Below are 13,044 nucleotides of genomic sequence, written 5' to 3'. Positions count from 1 at the left end.
GGCAGCGCTGATCCCATGCAACTGATCCTCATCCGCCACGGCCAGCCGCTCGTCGGCCCCGACCTCGCCGGCGATCCGCCGCTGTCGCCCGAAGGCCAGGTCCAGGCCTCCATCACCGCCAACCTGCTGGCGGCCGAACCCATCGACCGCATCGTCTCCAGCGGCATGATCCGCGCCGATGCCACCGCCGCCCCGCTCGCCCGCGCCCTCAGCCTCCCCATCGAACCGCAGCCTCTGATCGCCGAGACCGACCGCCTCACCGGCCGCTACGCCAGCCTGGAAACCGTCCGCGCCCGCGGCCGCGACGAATGGCTGCGCTTCCTCACCGATCCGCTGCCCTATTTCGGCGTCGATGCCGCCGCCTTCCGCGCCGACGTCCTCGCCGGTTTCGCCGCCATCCTCGCCGGCGGCGGCAGCACCGTTGCCGTCTTCACCCACGGCTTCCCGATCAACATCCTGCTCAGCCACGCGCTCCGCATCCCGGGGGAGGCGCGCTTCGTGCTCGGCTATGGCTCCGTCACCCGCCTCGGCGCCCGCACGCTGAAACGCCTGACCCCCTACAGCATCAACGAAACCGCGCACATCGCCGCTGCCAACGTCGCTGCGGCGCGCGTGCCGGCATGAGCGGCCTCTCCCCCGCCACCATCGCCGCGCGCGATCCCGGCCGCGCCGCCGTCATCATCGACGACGACCGCCTCAGCTACGCCGATCTCGACCAGCAATCCGCCCACGCCGCCGCCCGCCTGCACGCCCTCGGCCTGCAACCGCGCGACACGGTCGCCCTTCTCCTGAACAACAGCCCCGCCTTCTTCGCCGCCGCCTGGGCCGCGCAGCGCAGCGGGCTCTACTATCTCCCCCTCCCAGCGAAAGCGACCGTCCCCGAACTCGCCTACCTCCTCGCCGATTCCGGCGCCAGGGCCCTGATCACCGACCCCCCGCACCAGACAATCGCCGCCACCGCCGCTGCCGGCCTTCCCCTCACCATCCTCTCCCTCGCCGATGCCCTCGCCCCCACCACCGCACCCCCCGCCCCGGCGTTGGAAGGGGGCGACATGCTCTACACCAGCGGCTCCACCGGCCGCCCGAAGGGCGTCAAGCGCGCCCTCACCCTCGCGCCGCTCGGCAGCGAGGCCCGCCGCGTCGAACGCGCCCGCCTGCTGTTCGGTCTCGACGATGGCAGCATCTTCCTCACCCCCGCCCCGCTCTATCACGCCGCGCCGCTGCGCTTCGCCATGAACCTGCTCCGCGTCGGCGGCACCGTCATCGGCATGGCAAAGTTTGACGCCGCGCAGGCGCTCGCGCTCATCGAAACCCACCGCGTCACCCACAGCCAGTGGGTGCCGACCATGTTCGTCCGCCTGCTCGCCCTCAACCCGCGGCCCGCGCACGACCTCTCCAGCCATATCCGCGCCATCCACGGCGCCGCCCCCTGCCCGCCGCACGTCAAGCGCGCCATGATCGACTGGTGGGGGCCGATCCTCCACGAATATTACAGCGGCACCGAAAGCGTCGGCTTCACCCATGCGACCAGCGCCGAATGGCTCGCCCGCCCCGGTACCGCCGGCCGCGCCCATGGCTGCAAGATCCACATCCTGGACGACGCCGGCCAGGAACTGCCGCCCGGCCAGACGGGCATGGTCTATTTCTCCGGCAGCGGCGGCCTCGCCTACCACAACGCCCCCGAAAAGACCGCCGCCGCGCACAATGCCCAGGGCTGGGCCACCATGGGCGACATCGGCCATGTCGATGCCGACGGCTACCTCTACCTCACCGACCGCCGCGCCTTCACCATCATCAGCGGCGGCGTCAACATCTACCCGCGCGAGATCGAGGACGCGCTGATGGCACAACCGGGCGTCGCCGATTGCGCCGTGTTCGGCGTGCCGGACGACGACCTCGGCGAAGCCGTCCAGGCCCTCGTCCAGCTCGAACCCGGCATGCCCCAGGACACGCCCGGCCTCCTCGCCGCCCTCGCCGCGCTGCTCTCACCGCCCAAGCGCCCGCGCTGGCTCGCCTTCGTGGCGCAACTGCCCCGCACCGAGACCGGCAAGCTCGACAAGGCCACGCTCAAGCGCGACTGGGCCGCCCGCCCCGACCGCGGCCACTGCGCCCGCGCGCTGAAAGCCGCCGCATGACCGCGCCCGACCTCCTCATCGCGCTCCGCCTCAAGGGCTTTGCCAAGCCCGAGGCGCTCCCCGACGTGCTCGGCCGCGACCCCGCCGCCGACCTCGCCACCCTCGAAACCGCCGGTCTCGCCACCGCCACCAAACTCGGCGCCCGCCTCAGCCCCGCCGGCCAGGCCGCCGCCGACGCCGCCCTCGCCGCCGAACGCGCCGCCGCCGATCCCATCGCCGCCGCCGCGCTCTACGACAGCTTCCACGCCATCAACGCCGCCTTCAAGGCACTCGTCGCCGACTGGCAACTCCGCGACGGACAGCCCAACGACCACGCCGACGCCGCCTACGACGCCGCGATCCTCGCCCGCCTCGCCGGCATCCACGCGCGCCTCACCCCCATCGTCGCGGCGGCCGCCGCCCTCGCCCCCCGCCTCGCCCGCTACACACCGCGCTTCGCCACCGCCCTCGCCCGCCTCACCGCCGGCGACATCCGCTTCATGGCCGCCCCGCTCCTCGACAGCTACCACAGCGTCTGGTTCGAGCTGCACGAAGAGCTGATCCGCCTGTCCGGCCGAACCCGCGCCGCCGAAGCAGCCGCGGGCCGCGCATGACCAAAACCATCACAATAAAACCGGGAGGAAGAACATGACCCACAAAATGACCCTGCGCCTGATGATGCTCGCCAGCACCACCGCGCTCTCGACTGTCGCCATGGCGCAAACCGCCGCGGCCCCCGCCGACACCGGCCTGGAGGAAATCGTCGTCACCGCCCAGAAACGCGCCCAGAACCTGCAGGACGTGCCCGCCGCGGTCAGCGCCTTCGGCTATGAACAGTTGCAGGCGCGCGGCATCGCGCAAACCAGCGACCTGATGGGCTCGCTCCCCAACCTCCAGGTCACCACGCCCTATGGCACCACCCAGCCCAACTTCTCGCTGCGCGGCATCTCGGTCGCCAATGAATTCTCCGCCTCCACCGCCTCCCCCGTCGGCGTCTATGTCGATGAAGTCTACCAGAGCTTCCGCGCCAGCCACGGCCAGCAGCTCTATGACCTCGAACGGGTGGAGGTGCTGCGCGGTCCGCAGGGCACGCTCTATGGCCGCAACACCACCGGCGGCGCCATCAACTTCATCACGCGAAAGCCCGGCCTCGGCGCGGACAACGGCACCGTCACCCTCGGCTTCGGCCGCTTCAACACCTTCACCGCCCAGGCCGCGGCCGAAGCCACGCTCGTGCCAGACAAATTTGGCATCCGCATCGCCGGCACCTTCGCCCGCGGTGACGGCTATACCTACAACCCCACGCTGAACCGCGATTTCGCCACCACCGACAATATCGGCGGCCGCCTGTCCGCCCGCTACCGCGGCGACAGCGTCGACATCAATTTCAAAGTCTATGGCGCCCGCAACAACCCCTGGCAGGACCTGCCCTATGGCATCGGCTACCTGCAGAACCGCACCGATGCCGGCGGCTACTCCCGCTTCGTCCCCCGCCCGGAACTCGGCGGCCGCATCCTGAAACAGAATGAGGTGCAGGCCGACACGGCGGGCCGCTATTTCACCTCCTCGGTCGGCGCCTCGCTCAGCATCGCGTTCGAGCTGAACGACAAGCTCACCCTCACCTCGATCACCGGTTACGACAGCAGCAAATACAAGCTCTCGCCCTTCGACTGCGACGGCTCGCCGAACAATGTCTGCGCCATCCGCTACGACAGCAAATCCGACAATTTCAACCAGGACCTGCGGCTCAACTACACCGGCGACAGGTTCCGCATCATCGCCGGCGCCTATTTCGGCATCGACACCATCAAAACCGTCAACCAGCCCGACTTCTTCGGTTTCCTCCGACCCGTCCTCACCGGCCTGGGCATTCCCGGCAGCTTCAACAACATCCCGATCGCGGTCGGCAACTCGCTGAAAACCATCCCGGCCTTCCTGCTCAACCCCGCGCTCACCCCGGCGTCGCCCGGCTTCTGCGCGCCCATCGTCATCAACCCCAATGGCTATTATGACGCACGCACCCTGATCGCCTTCCAGGCCGACGTCGCCGCGACGAACTCCGCCGCCGGCAACGCCGCGCAGAACGCCTGCTTCGCCGCCGGCGCGCCGCCGTTCGGGCCGATCCTCGCCGAGCAGCGCTACACCGTACAGCGCCCCTCCACCGCGCTTTATGGGGAGCTCGCCTACGACCTCACCGACGCGCTCAGCCTGACGGTCGGCCTGCGCTACACCTGGGACACGGTGCGCTACAAGGACGCGCGCACCGTCGTCTATGACCTGTCGGGCAAGGGCATCATCGCCTCCACCGTGCCCTACAGCTTCCCCTACAATGCCGCGCTGCCCACCGTCCGGCAGCAGGAAAAGACCGGCCGGGTCAGCGGCCGCGCCGTGCTCGACTACAAGTTCGCGGACGATGTCCTCGGCTACATCAGCTACTCGCGCGGCTACCGCGCCGGTGCCTACAACGGCCTCGCCTACCAAGACATCAGCCAGGTCTATTACCTGCAACCCGAACAGGTGAACGCCTACGAGGCCGGCCTGAAGACCCGCTTCCTCGACCGCCGGGTGCAGCTGAACCTCGCCGGTTTCTACTATGACTACAGCAACCAGCAGATCGCCCAGATCATCGGCGCCACCAGCTTCCTGCGCTCCGCCAAGGGCCGCATCTATGGTGGAGAGGCGGAACTCCAGGCGCAACTGGCCGACGGGTTCAAGATCGACGCCGCGCTCGGCCTCCTCAACAGCCAGTATAAGGGCAACAAGGTCAACCCCGCCGACCCCAGCGCGCTGACGCTCAACATCAACGGCAACCCCTTCCCGAACGCCCCCAGCGTCACCTTCACCGCCGGCTTCGATTGGGACATCGTTCAGGCGGACAAGCACAAGCTGCACCTGCGCGGCGACACCCAATATATGGGCAAATATTATTTCGACCCGTTCAAAAACTACAACCAGAACCCGTGCAACGCGCCCGCGCCGGGCGCCCGCATCCTTGCCGCCACCCCCGAACTCGCCTGCGGCAACCCGGGCTACTGGCTGTTCAACGCGCGCCTGACCTACACCTATGACGAGAAATACAGCGTCAGCCTGTGGGGCAAGAACATCAGCAACAAATTCTACTATGTCTACGGCCTCAACCTGAACGCCTTCTACCAGGATTACCTCAGCCGCGGCGCCCCCCGCACCTTCGGCATCGAGGGTACCATGCGGTTCTGATGCGCGACACCCCCGGACGTCCGACCGTCCGGGGGAAAATCCGCTCATCCTGAGCCTGTCGAAGGATGTTCTTACCCCGCGAACTTCTCCCGCAGCGCCAGCAGCGCCAGCATCGCCGCCACCGCCTCGCCCGCCTTGTTCTTCTGCCCCGGGTCCGCCCGCGCGATCGCCTGGGCCTCATTCTCCACCGTCAGGATGCCATTGCCGATCGCCAGCCCGTCCATGGTCAGCGCCATGATCCCCCGCGCGCTCTCGCCGGCCACAATCTCGAAATGGTATGTCTCCCCCCGGATCACGCACCCCAGCGCGACGAACCCGTCATAACGCCCGGTCTCCGTCGCCAGGCCGATGGCCCCCGGAATCTCCAGCGCGCCCGGCACCTCGACCAGCTCGTGCGTGGCACCTGCCGCCTTCAGCGCCGCCCGCGCGCCGGCCAGCTGCATGTCCAATATGTGCCGATAGAATCCGGCCGCCACGATTCCGATATGCGCCATCATATGCTCTCCTGCGCCAGCAGGCTGCGCTCGCCCACCACGTTCAACCCATAGCCCGCCAGCCCCACATAGCTGCGGTGGCTCGTCGACAGCAGCACCATGTCGCTCACCCCCAGATCGACCAGGATCTGCGCGCCGGCGCCATAATCGCGCAGCGTGAACGGCTCGCCCTGGTCCTTCGCCCGCATCTGGCTGCTGATCGCGTCCATGCGCGCGTCGCGGATCACCACCAGCACGCCCGCCCCTTCCGCCGCGATCGCCTCCATCGCCCGCGGAATCAGCCCGCTGCGCCCGCCCACCTCGCCGAACAGGTCGGTGAACATTGACTGCACATGTACGCGAACCAATGTGGGCTTCGCGCCGTCGATCCGCCCCTTCTGCAGCACGATATGCTCGGCGCCATCGGCGCTGTTGCGATAGGTCTTCGCCGTCCAGCGCCCGCCGTGCATGCTGTCGATCTCCACCTGCGCCACCGGGCGCAGCAGATGGTCGTGCTGCATGCGATAGGCGATCAGGTCGCGGATCGTGCCGATCTTCAACCCATGCTGGCGCGCGAACAGCACCAGGTCATCCAGCCGCGCCATCGTGCCATCGTCGCGCATGATCTCGCATATCACGCCGGAGGGGTTCAGCCCCGCCAGCCGGCTGACATCCACCGCCGCCTCGGTATGCCCGGCGCGCACCAGCACGCCGCCATCCCGCGCCGCCAGCGGAAACACATGCCCCGGCGACACCAGATGGTCCGGGCCCTTTGCCGCATCGATCGCCACCGCGATCGTCCGCGCCCGATCCGCCGCGCTGATGCCGGTCGTCACGCCCTCTTTCGCCTCGATGCTGACGGTGAAGGCCGTCGAATGCCGCGTGCCATTGTGCTGCGCCATCAGCGGCAGCCCCAGCGCCTTCACCCGCTCCGACGCCAGCGTCAGGCAAATGAGGCCGCGGCCATGCTTCGCCATGAAGTTGATCGCATCCGGCGTCGCCATCTGCGCCGGGATCACCAGGTCGCCCTCATTCTCCCGGTCCTCGTCATCGACCAGAATGAACATCCGGCCGTTGCGCGCCTCCTCGATGATCGCCTCGGTCGGGACCAGCACCGGCGTCTCGTCGCTTTCGAACAGGAAACTCTCCAGCTTGCGCAACGTCTCCGCTGTCGGGTTCCAGCCCTCGCCCTCCAGCTCGCGCAGCGTGTTAGCGTGCAACCCCGCCGCCCGCGCCAGCCCCGACTTCGACATGCCGCCCTCGGTCACCAGACGCCGGATCCGACCGATCAATTCGCTGCTCATGCCACCTCGTCTCACATTGCAATGTGAGAGTCAAGCGCGTTAATCACATCTCAATCCGCAATCTTCAGCACCTGCTTGCCACGATTGTCGCCGGTGAACAGACGCATCAGCGTCCGCGGCGTGTTTTCAAAGCCCGTCTGCTCATCGATCCGGAACTTCAGCCGCCCATCGTTCACCAAGCCCGCCAGCCGCTTGCGCAGCGCCGGGAACTCGCTGGCCCAATCGAGCACGATGAACCCCCGCATCGTCGCCCGCCGGAACACCAGGTTGAAATAATTCTCCGGCCCCGCCGGCATCGTGCCGGTCTCATAACGGCTGATGCCGCCGCAGATCACCACCCGCGCCCCCGTGGCGATATGCGCCAGCATGTCGTTCAGAATCTTGCCGCCGACATTGTCGAACACCACATCCACCCCGCCCGGCGCCAGCTCCTTCAACCGCGCCCTCAGATTGTCCGCCTTGTAATCGATGGCCGCGTCATAGCCCGCCTCTTCCACCAGCCAGCGGCATTTCTCCGCGCCACCGGCAATCCCGACGGCCCGCGCCCCCGCCACCTTCGCCAATTGCCCCACCACCGATCCGGTCGCCCCCGCCGCGCCGCTCACCAGCACCGTATCCCCCGGCCTCGGCTCACCCAGTTTGAACAGCCCGCACCAGGCCGTCAGCCCGGTCGTCCCCAGCACGCTCAGCATCGCGGTCGGCGGCAGGCCGGGGTGGCACACCTCGAACCCCGCGCCGTCGCTGACCAGCCACTCCGTCCAGCCGGTCAGCCCGGCGACCAGCGTGCCCACCGGAAACCGGCCGCCGTTCGACACTTCCACCCGCGCGATGCCGCTGCCGCGCATCACATCGCCCAGCGCCATCGGCGCCACATAGTCCGCCACATTCTCCGCCCAGCCCTTCTGCGCCGGATCGAACCCCAGCCACAGGACCTTCAGCAGCATCTCCCCCGCCCCCGGCTCGGGCAGGTCGCGCGTCACCAGCGTGAAATCCCCATCCCGCAGCGGCCGTCCCCGCGGATGATCGGCCAGAAGCCACTGACGCGTCTGCATGTCGCTCTCCTTCCCCGCCAGTTAGACCCTGTTGCATTTTGATGGAATCAAAATGCGGGTCTATCTTTTTGTTGTCGTGCATTTTTATCGGAAAACCGCTTCACACTTTTCCGAAATGCACTCTACGCGAAGCCCCGCCACAACGTCAGCCTAGGAAAGCGGGGAGGCCTCCTCCCCGAACAACGCCTGCACGTCACGATGGCCTTCGATAATGTTGATGATTTGCAAGACGTCCTGCCGATAGCGGAAAAAGATGAGATAGCCCTTGTGAACAATCGATCGAATGTCCGGCCCAAGCTCGGGCCGCGCTTGACCCAGCGTGCCGGGCAATTCGGCCAGTTTCCGGCATCGATCTTGAAGACTTGCCACAAAGGCCCGTGCTGTCAGGGGATAACCACTCTCCCGCGCGATAAATCGCTGAATGATGGCGATATCGCGTTGCGCTGACCGCAGGTAGCTCAACCGTCGCATCAATGACGCGCCGCAGTCTGCTCCGCTTCGATGGTATCCGCCATGGCTGAGATTTCGGCGTCCGAAACATCGCCGCCCTCCGCCAGCGATTCATCGATCATTGTGCGCAATGCTAGCAGCTTCCGCTCCCGCTCCTCCACCAGCCGCAACCCCTCGCGGATCACCTCGCTGGCGGTGCCATAGCGCCCCGCCGCCACCGTCGCCTGAATGAACGCCTCCCAGCGCGGCCCGACCGATACATTCATCACCCGTCTCCTTCGACCCGGGCGATAGCATAAAATGCACCAAAATTGCTACAGCCCGATCGCCCCCACCGCCGCGGCGTGCACCCGCGCATCGCCCGCCGCCAGCGCCCGTCCCTCCGCCCCCAGCCGCAATACCTCGCCGCGCCAGTCGGTCATCACCCCGCCCGCCCCCGCCACCACCGGCACCAGCGCCGCCCAGTCGTACAGCTTCAGCCCCTCCTCCATCACCAGGTCCAGGCAGCCGGTGGCCAGCAGCGCATAGTTCAGGCAATCGCCGCCATAGATGGTATCCCGCGCCCGGCCCCACACCCGCCGGAACGCCGCCTCGCCGCCCTCTCCAAAGAAAATGTCCGGGCTGGTGGTCGCCAGATAGGCCTCCCCCAGCGTCGCGCAGCCCCGCGCCCGCACCACCGCGCCGTTCAGCCGCGTCTCGCCATCGCCGCCGATCCAGCGGTCGCGGGCAATCGGCTGGTCGATGATCCCCAGCACCGGCGCGCCATCCTCCAAAAGGGCGATCAGCGTGCCGAACAGCGGTCGCCCGGCGATGAACGCCCGCGTGCCGTCGATGGGGTCCAACACCCACTGCCGGGATGCCCCTTCCCGCTCCACGCCATATTCCTCGCCCACGATCCCGTCCTGCGGCCGGTCGTGCGACAGGATGCGCCGCATCGCCGCCTCCGCGGCGCGGTCGGCCACCGTCACCGGGCTCGCGTCATCCTTGTCGATCACCGCCGTGCCGCTGCGGAAATGCGGCCTGATCGCCTCCCCCGCCGCGTCCGCCAGCCGGTGCGCCAACGCGATATCCGCCGCCAAAGTCATGTCCGGACCTCCCTCACAGCCCCAGCTCCGCCAGGATCGCGGCCCGGTCGCCATCCAGCACCGGCGCCGGCGGCCGCGTCGCCGGGTCGGCGTGCGCCGACAGCTTCACCGGATTGCCCGCCGCCAGCAGCGGCGCGCCGCCGGGAAACGCCGTCCCGATCACCATGTTCCGCGCCCGCACCTGGGGATGGTTCAGCGCCTGCGCGACATCCTGCAACGGCCCGCACGGCACGCCCGCCGCCTCCAGCACCGCCAGCCAGTGCGCGCACGGCCGCTCGCGCAACCGCGCTTCCAGCGCCTCCGCCACAAGCTCGGCATGCTCCGTCCGCAGCGCATTGCTGAGAAAGCGCGCATCGTTCGCCAGCGTCTCCGCCCCCAGCACCCCCAGCAGCGTCGCCCACAGCCCATCATTCCCCGCCGCGATCACGATATGCCCGTCGGCACAGGCATAGGCGGCAAACGGCGTGATGCTCGGATGCCGTGCCCCCAGCGGTCCGGGCGCCACGCCACTCACCGCATAGCGCGCGATCGCATTCTCCAGGATGGCGATCTGGCAATCCAGCATCGCCACATCCACCAGCTGGCCCACCCCCGTCCGCTCGCGATGCCACAACGCCGCCTGCACGCCGATCACCGTGAACAGCCCCGCCGTGATGTCACCGATGCTCGTCCCCACCCGCGTCGGCGGGCCCCCTTCGTGGCCGGTCACGCTCATGACTCCCCCCATCGCCTGGACGATCATGTCATAGGCCGGCCGCGCCGCCTCCGGCCCGGTCTGCCCGAACCCGCTCGCCGCGGCATAGACCAGCCGCGGATGCCGCGCCCGCAGCACCTCCCAGCCATAGCCCAGCCGCGCCATCACGCCGGGCCGGAAATTCTCGACGAGCACATCCGCCCGTGCCAGCAGCGCCTCGAAAATCACCCGGTCGCCGGCGGCCTTCAGGTCCAGCGCGATCGATTCCTTCCCCCGGTTGATGCTGGCGAAATAGGCGCTCTCGCCCTCTTTGAACGGCCCGATCTGCCGGCTGTCGTCGCCCACGCCCGGCGCCTCCACCTTCACCACCCGCGCCCCCAGCTCCGCCAGCATCATCGTCGCATAGGGTCCCGCCAGCACCCGCGACAGGTCCAGCACCATCACGCCTGAAAGCGGTCCCGCCCTGTCCGCATCGTCGGAACGCTCTTCCATCATCCTCACCCGTCGCCGTCAGCCCGTGCCCTGCCATCGCAGGCGACCCGCTTTTCGACCAAACATCTTCCGTTGTCGACAAAGCCCCGCCAAGAATCATCCATTTGTCGTAGGGAAGCTGTCCATGACCGCGCCCGATCCCCCCACACGCCCCTCGCGCCGCCTGGCGCTGCTGTCGATCGGCGGGTTCTGGCTTGCCTATTTCGTCATCAACACGCTGATGATGGCCATCTACGAGAAACCCGACCAGCTGCCGATGGCCGTGCGCCGCGGCATCGTCGTCACTGTCTCCATCGGCCTAACCAGCCTGCTCTGGCTGCTGCTCCGCCGCTTCGATCATCTGCGCGCCCGCCGGCTGCTGCCACTCGCCTTCATCGCCTGCGTGCCGCTGGCGCTCGCCTATTCCGCCACCAACTACGTGGCGTTCGAACTGTTTCCGGTGAAATGGCAGATCGATCCCCTGCTCGTCATTCAGCAGCCGCCCGCCCCGCCGGCGCCCCCCGTGCCTCCTGTTCCGCCCATCGTCACCGGCGATGAAAACAACCGCATCATCGTGAAACCCGCCCCGCCCACGCCCCCTGGCGCCACCGAGTCGACGCGGGTGGATCAGGGGGCCAGCAGCTCCGTCACCACCATCACCCGCACCCGGCCCGATGGCAGCCGCACCACCGCCACCGTCATCACCGCCGGCGAGGAACATGAAAGCCCCCTCCAGCAGATCGTCGGCCTCGCCCTGCAATGGTATTTCTTCATCGTCTGCTGGGCGGTGATGTGGATCGCGCTCACCTTCGCCGCCCAGGTGCGCGCCGCCGAACAACGCGCCGCCCGCTACGCCGCGGCGGCACAATCCGCCGAACTCCGCGCGCTGCGCTACCAGATCAACCCGCATTTCCTCTTCAACACCCTCAACTCGCTGTCCTCGCTCGTCATGAAGGGCGCCAACCGCACCGCCGAAACCATGATCCTCAACCTGTCGGACTTCTTCCGCGCCAGCCTCAGCGGCGACCCGACGGACGATGTGCCGCTGCACGCGGAAATCGCGCTGCAACAACGCTATCTCGCGATCGAGGCGGTGCGCTTTCCCGGCCGCCTCGCCGTCGTCGTCGACCTGCCGGCCGAATGCCGCGATGCGCCCGTCCCCGGCTTCATCCTGCAACCCATCGTCGAAAACGCCATCAAATATGCGGTCGCGCCCGTCGCGCGGCCCGTCTCGCTCACCTTCACCGCCTCGACGACGGCGCGCCGGCTGCGCGTCCGTGTCGAGGATGACGGCCCCGGCAGCAGCACGGACGCCGGCACCGGCCTCGGCCTGCGCAACGTCCGCGACCGCCTCGCCGCCCGCTATGGCGACGATGCCTGGCTGGAGGCCGGTCCCCGCCCCGGCGGCGGCTGGCGCGTGATCCTGGACATCCCCCATGGCTGACGAACTCACCGTCCTCATCGTCGACGATGAACCGCTCGCGGCCGAACGCCTGCAACTGCTCTGCGCCCAGCTGCCCGGCCTGCGCCTCGCCGGCATCGCCCACGATGGCGCCGCCGCGCTGCGCATGGTCGATGCCCTGTCCCCCGACGTGCTGCTCCTCGACATCGCCATGCCCGAACTCAGCGGCATGGACGTCGCGCGCGCGCTGGACGGCCGCGCGTCCCGGCCCGGCATCATCTTCGTCACCGCCTTTGATGGCTATGCCGTCGCCGCCTTCGATACCGACGCCGTCGACTATGTGCAGAAACCGGTTTCGCCCGAACGGCTCGCCCGCGCGTTCGACCGGGTTCGCGCGCATCGCGCGAACACCGCCCCGGCGGACCCCTGGACTCGCGAATTCTGGGTGCCCGTCCGCGGCGAACTGGTGCGTCTCGCCGCGCGTGCCATCGAACGGATCGAAGCCGACCGGGACTATATGCGCCTGATCGCGCAAGGCCGCAGCTACCTGCTGCACACCACCGCCACCGAGCTCGAGGCACGGCTCGATCCGGCCGATTTCATCCGCATCCACCGCAGCGTGATCCTGCGGCGGGATACCATCCTCAGCCTGCGGCACGACGGCGCCGGCATCTGGTCCGCTGTCACGGCCAACGGCGCCTGGCGCATCGGCCGAAGCTACCTGAAATCGGTCCAGGCCATGGCAAGGCCGACATGAAAAAAACCGGGGCCGACCGCGGCCGG

At 68.3% G+C, this 13,044-nt stretch carries 13 protein-coding genes; 6 read left to right on the top strand and 7 right to left on the bottom strand.

Annotated elements, in window-relative coordinates:
- The first annotated feature begins 15 nt into the window (after positions 1-15).
- Genes H3309_RS03200 through H3309_RS03185 form a run of 4 tightly spaced genes read left to right on the top strand, consistent with a single transcriptional unit; the run spans position 16 to position 5,330 of the window.
- Positions 16-624 (top strand): histidine phosphatase family protein, encoded by a 609-nt coding sequence (locus H3309_RS03200; RefSeq protein WP_182297343.1) that lies wholly within the window; start codon positions 16-18, stop codon positions 622-624.
- Positions 621-2,135, top strand: a complete 1,515-nt coding sequence (locus H3309_RS03195) for an AMP-binding protein (protein ID WP_182297342.1) — start codon at positions 621-623, stop codon at positions 2,133-2,135. Before H3309_RS03200 ends, H3309_RS03195 begins: the two co-directional genes overlap by 4 nt.
- Positions 2,132-2,728 (top strand): MarR family transcriptional regulator, encoded by a 597-nt coding sequence (locus H3309_RS03190; RefSeq protein ID WP_182297341.1) that lies wholly within the window; start codon positions 2,132-2,134, stop codon positions 2,726-2,728. Before H3309_RS03195 ends, H3309_RS03190 begins: the two co-directional genes overlap by 4 nt.
- A 34-nt stretch (positions 2,729-2,762) precedes the next feature.
- Positions 2,763-5,330 carry a TonB-dependent receptor gene (locus tag H3309_RS03185; protein ID WP_243453822.1) on the top strand — a complete coding sequence of 856 codons (2,568 nt, stop codon included), beginning with the start codon at positions 2,763-2,765 and terminating at the stop codon, positions 5,328-5,330.
- A gap of 71 nt (positions 5,331-5,401) precedes the next feature.
- On the opposite strand, the gene ribH is transcribed toward H3309_RS03185, so the two are convergent.
- From ribH to H3309_RS03150, 7 genes are all read right to left on the bottom strand, one after another.
- Positions 5,402-5,824 carry a 6,7-dimethyl-8-ribityllumazine synthase gene (ribH, locus tag H3309_RS03180; RefSeq protein ID WP_182298458.1) on the bottom strand — a complete coding sequence of 141 codons (423 nt, stop codon included), beginning with the start codon at positions 5,822-5,824 and terminating at the stop codon, positions 5,402-5,404.
- On the bottom strand, positions 5,824-7,107 hold the full coding sequence (gene ribB / locus H3309_RS03175) for a 3,4-dihydroxy-2-butanone-4-phosphate synthase (RefSeq protein WP_182297340.1): 1,284 nt from the start codon (positions 7,105-7,107) through the stop codon (positions 5,824-5,826). Before ribB ends, ribH begins: the two co-directional genes overlap by 1 nt.
- Before the next feature lie 50 nt (positions 7,108-7,157).
- Positions 7,158-8,159, bottom strand: a complete 1,002-nt coding sequence (locus tag H3309_RS03170) for an NADP-dependent oxidoreductase (RefSeq protein ID WP_182297339.1) — start codon at positions 8,157-8,159, stop codon at positions 7,158-7,160.
- Positions 8,160-8,309: 150 nt separating this feature from the next.
- Positions 8,310-8,630, bottom strand: a complete 321-nt coding sequence (locus tag H3309_RS03165; RefSeq protein ID WP_182297338.1) for a type II toxin-antitoxin system RelE/ParE family toxin — start codon at positions 8,628-8,630, stop codon at positions 8,310-8,312.
- Complete coding sequence (locus H3309_RS03160) at positions 8,630-8,875, bottom strand: type II toxin-antitoxin system ParD family antitoxin (protein ID WP_182297337.1); 246 nt, start codon at positions 8,873-8,875, stop codon at positions 8,630-8,632. Before H3309_RS03160 ends, H3309_RS03165 begins: the two co-directional genes overlap by 1 nt.
- A gap of 48 nt (positions 8,876-8,923) precedes the next feature.
- A complete protein-coding gene (hisN, locus tag H3309_RS03155; RefSeq protein WP_182297336.1) occupies positions 8,924-9,694 on the bottom strand; it encodes a histidinol-phosphatase in 771 nt (256 codons plus the stop codon).
- Positions 9,695-9,707: 13 nt separating this feature from the next.
- Complete coding sequence (locus tag H3309_RS03150) at positions 9,708-10,883, bottom strand: CaiB/BaiF CoA transferase family protein (protein WP_243453821.1); 1,176 nt, start codon at positions 10,881-10,883, stop codon at positions 9,708-9,710.
- A gap of 121 nt (positions 10,884-11,004) precedes the next feature.
- Here H3309_RS03150 and H3309_RS17530 point away from each other — a divergent pair, with 121 nt between their 5' ends.
- Entirely contained in the window at positions 11,005-12,303 is a 1,299-nt protein-coding gene (locus tag H3309_RS17530) for a sensor histidine kinase (protein WP_182297335.1), read from the top strand.
- Positions 12,296-13,018, top strand: a complete 723-nt coding sequence (locus tag H3309_RS03140) for a LytR/AlgR family response regulator transcription factor (protein ID WP_182297334.1) — start codon at positions 12,296-12,298, stop codon at positions 13,016-13,018. Before H3309_RS17530 ends, H3309_RS03140 begins: the two co-directional genes overlap by 8 nt.
- Positions 13,019-13,044 lie beyond the last annotated feature (26 nt).

It is taken from the genome of Sandaracinobacteroides saxicola, from assembly GCF_014117445.1.
Lineage (GTDB): Bacteria > Pseudomonadota > Alphaproteobacteria > Sphingomonadales > Sphingomonadaceae > Sandaracinobacteroides_A > Sandaracinobacteroides_A saxicola.
Note: the sequence above shows the minus strand (reverse complement) of the source record. Positions and strands in the feature narration are given on the sequence as shown.

Bases quoted from the DNA above. Each gene is read 5' to 3' on its own strand.
- H3309_RS03200 (WP_182297343.1), top strand. From the start codon at position 16: ATGCAACTGATCCTCATCCGCCACGGCCAGCCGCTCGTCGGCCCCGAC.
- H3309_RS03195 (WP_182297342.1), top strand. From the start codon at position 621: ATGAGCGGCCTCTCCCCCGCCACCATCGCCGCGCGCGATCCCGGCCGC.
- H3309_RS03190 (WP_182297341.1), top strand. From the start codon at position 2,132: ATGACCGCGCCCGACCTCCTCATCGCGCTCCGCCTCAAGGGCTTTGCC.
- H3309_RS03185 (WP_243453822.1), top strand. From the start codon at position 2,763: ATGACCCACAAAATGACCCTGCGCCTGATGATGCTCGCCAGCACCACC.
- ribH (WP_182298458.1), bottom strand. From the start codon at position 5,824: ATGGCGCATATCGGAATCGTGGCGGCCGGATTCTATCGGCACATATTG.
- ribB (WP_182297340.1), bottom strand. From the start codon at position 7,107: ATGAGCAGCGAATTGATCGGTCGGATCCGGCGTCTGGTGACCGAGGGC.
- H3309_RS03170 (WP_182297339.1), bottom strand. From the start codon at position 8,159: ATGCAGACGCGTCAGTGGCTTCTGGCCGATCATCCGCGGGGACGGCCG.
- H3309_RS03165 (WP_182297338.1), bottom strand. From the start codon at position 8,630: ATGCGACGGTTGAGCTACCTGCGGTCAGCGCAACGCGATATCGCCATC.
- H3309_RS03160 (WP_182297337.1), bottom strand. From the start codon at position 8,875: ATGAATGTATCGGTCGGGCCGCGCTGGGAGGCGTTCATTCAGGCGACG.
- hisN (WP_182297336.1), bottom strand. From the start codon at position 9,694: ATGACTTTGGCGGCGGATATCGCGTTGGCGCACCGGCTGGCGGACGCG.
- H3309_RS03150 (WP_243453821.1), bottom strand. From the start codon at position 10,883: ATGATGGAAGAGCGTTCCGACGATGCGGACAGGGCGGGACCGCTTTCA.
- H3309_RS17530 (WP_182297335.1), top strand. From the start codon at position 11,005: ATGACCGCGCCCGATCCCCCCACACGCCCCTCGCGCCGCCTGGCGCTG.
- H3309_RS03140 (WP_182297334.1), top strand. From the start codon at position 12,296: ATGGCTGACGAACTCACCGTCCTCATCGTCGACGATGAACCGCTCGCG.